Source organism: Xenorhabdus szentirmaii DSM 16338, from assembly GCF_002632585.1.
Taxonomy (GTDB): domain Bacteria; phylum Pseudomonadota; class Gammaproteobacteria; order Enterobacterales; family Enterobacteriaceae; genus Xenorhabdus; species Xenorhabdus szentirmaii.
This window is the reverse complement of sequence record NZ_NIBV01000011.1, coordinates 1-2,095: the sequence shown is the minus strand read 5'-3', so window position 1 is coordinate 2,095 and position 2,095 is coordinate 1. Positions and strand designations below refer to the sequence as shown.

At 48.4% G+C, this 2,095-nt stretch carries 1 protein-coding gene and 3 pseudogenes; 3 read left to right on the top strand and 1 reads right to left on the bottom strand.

Translation table 11 applies throughout. The annotated features are described in order from the left end of the window. Nucleotides 1-231: pseudogene (locus Xsze_RS21310) on the bottom strand (mechanosensitive ion channel protein MscS); the annotation flags it as partial. Between the two features lie 189 nt (nt 232-420). Here Xsze_RS21310 and Xsze_RS21300 point away from each other — a divergent pair. The 3 genes and pseudogenes from Xsze_RS21300 to Xsze_RS21290 all read left to right on the top strand — a co-directional run. Next, nucleotides 421-1,401, top strand: a complete 981-nt coding sequence (locus tag Xsze_RS21300; RefSeq protein ID WP_000019403.1) for an IS5-like element IS5 family transposase — start codon at nt 421-423, stop codon at nt 1,399-1,401. A 245-nt stretch (nt 1,402-1,646) separates the two neighbouring features. After that, nucleotides 1,647-1,790 (top strand): annotated as a pseudogene (locus Xsze_RS23055) (cobalamin biosynthesis protein); the annotation flags it as partial. A 151-nt stretch (nt 1,791-1,941) separates the two neighbouring features. Continuing rightward, a pseudogene (locus tag Xsze_RS21290) lies at nt 1,942-2,022 on the top strand (bifunctional adenosylcobinamide kinase/adenosylcobinamide-phosphate guanylyltransferase); the annotation flags it as partial. Nucleotides 2,023-2,095: the final 73 nt, after the last annotated feature.

Here is a 2,095-nt window from a genome sequence, read left to right as displayed (position 1 = left end):
AACGCCTGGGGTGATAAATTTGAGTTTATAGTTTTCTATAACATAATTAATAATGCTACCAACAGCACTGATAATTATGGTGTAGATTAAAAATTGCACCGCATGGAATAAAAATCCTTTTCTTTTACGATTTCCACGGCGAAACCAAAAGCTCATCAGAATCAATGCTGCGCAGCTACCGAAAATAATGACCAGATTAAGCGCATTATTTGTAAACAGTTCAGCGATCATTGTTTTATCAGGCTCCTCCAGATAATTGTCGTCATGCCGGAAACCCCTGGCGGGGCTATTTTACCGCGACAATTCATTCAGATCATCAATAGTCAGGGAAGGAAGTAGCAACATTAGCTAAGGAAGGTGCGAACAAGTCCCTGATATGAGATCATGTTTGTCATCTGGAGCCATAGAACAGGGTTCATCATGAGTCATCAACTTACCTTCGCCGACAGTGAATTCAGCAGTAAGCGCCGTCAGACCAGAAAAGAGATTTTCTTGTCCCGCATGGAGCAGATTCTGCCATGGCAAAACATGGTGGAAGTCATCGAGCCGTTTTACCCCAAGGCTGGTAATGGCCGGCGACCTTATCCGCTGGAAACCATGCTACGCATTCACTGCATGCAGCATTGGTACAACCTGAGCGATGGCGCGATGGAAGATGCTCTGTACGAAATCGCCTCCATGCGTCTGTTTGCCCGGTTATCCCTGGATAGCGCCTTGCCGGACCGCACCACCATCATGAATTTCCGCCACCTGCTGGAGCAGCATCAACTGGCCCGCCAATTGTTCAAGACCATCAATCGCTGGCTGGCCGAAGCAGGCGTCATGATGACTCAAGGCACCTTGGTCGATGCCACCATCATTGAGGCACCCAGCTCGACCAAGAACAAAGAGCAGCAACGCGATCCGGAGATGCATCAGACCAAGAAAGGCAATCAGTGGCACTTTGGCATGAAGGCCCACATTGGTGTCGATGCCAAGAGTGGCCTGACCCACAGCCTGGTCACCACCGCGGCCAACGAGCATGACCTCAATCAGCTGGGTAATCTGCTGCATGGAGAGGAGCAATTTGTCTCAGCCGATGCCGGCTACCAAGGGGCGCCACAGCGCGAGGAGCTGGCCGAGGTGGATGTGGACTGGCTGATCGCCGAGCGCCCCGGCAAGGTAAGAACCTTGAAACAGCATCCACGCAAGAACAAAACGGCCATCAACATCGAATACATGAAAGCCAGCATCCGGGCCAGGGTGGAGCACCCATTTCGCATCATCAAGCGACAGTTCGGCTTCGTGAAAGCCAGATACAAGGGGTTGCTGAAAAACGATAACCAACTGGCGATGTTATTCACGCTGGCCAACCTGTTTCGGGCGGACCAAATGATACGTCAGTGGGAGAGATCTCACTAAAAACTGGGGATAACGCCTTAAATGGCGAAGAAACGGTCTAAATAGGCTGATTCAAGGCATTTACGGGAGAAAAAATCGGCTCAAACATGAAGAAATGAAATGACTGAGTCAGCCGAGAAGAATTTCCCCGCTTATTCGCACCTTCCCTAGTGCATAGTCGCCACCATTCCGGATAATTCTATTACGTTGTTTTACAAGTTCTTTTACAGCGCAGATCTGTCGCTGACGTTGAATCAATAGCCTGGATTTCAGAACACAATGCCCGTTTGCTGGTTGTTCCGGCAGTAGCATTAATTCATTATCTGAATGAAATGTGTCAATCCACAGAAACCGCTGTCAATGACGCATTTTGTCGGACGTTAACACGAGAAAGTCTGGCTATTCCGTAATGCCATCTTATTTCGTAATGGATTGAGAATGCTGGATTTTTAATTATATTACGCGCAGTATTAATCGCGTAAATGTTTTGCGGTCAGCAACGGTGGGGGATCCATTGTTCTGTTCAATGAATACCATCATACATTTGAATCAGGAGTCGGTATGATGATTTTGGTGACGGGGGGCGCACGGAGCGGGAAGAGTCGCCACGCAGAGGCGCTTATTGGGGACTCTTCACAATTACCAAACCAGTAACCGGGATATTGAAAAACTGCGTTCCGCCATCAATGACTGGAAAATTCGCTACCCCAATAAT